Genomic DNA, 396 nt, shown 5'->3' with positions numbered 1-396 from the left:
CAGGAAGCTTGAAAACGCAAATATGCGTGGGTTTGCTGTATATGGGCGTGAACGCCGTTGGATTTATGCCTTCCGCTACAATATACATGGAAACATAGGCAAAACTTTGAGATAAACCGGTGCGCCCGACTACATCGGCGTTTTTAAGTGCGACAGCGTTTTTAGGGTCGCTTAATTCAGAGGTATTACGAAAATATCTGTCCGGCACAGGAGATGTCAAGCTTAAACCTGTATTGTTTGATCCTGAACGAAAAAGACGAAATTCATCAGGGCTAATTGTCAAATTTGACAATACGGGATAATCTCCTGATGCGGTAGGAAATGTTATGACGATATTTCCGCCGTTTATAGACAATAAATTGTCTATATTCGCCCCATCAAGGGCAAGTTCAAAAT

Annotated in this window: 1 protein-coding gene; it reads right to left on the bottom strand. The window is 41.9% G+C overall.

Annotation, left to right across the window (positions count from 1 at the left end; translation table 11 throughout):
* Positions 1–396, bottom strand: a 396-nt coding sequence (locus ACYVTD_RS17520; protein WP_461248905.1) for a hypothetical protein, incomplete at both ends; no start/stop codon positions are given.

It is taken from the genome of Treponema sp. R6D11 (assembly GCF_054786075.1).
Note: the sequence above shows the minus strand (reverse complement) of the source record. Positions and strands in the feature narration are given on the sequence as shown.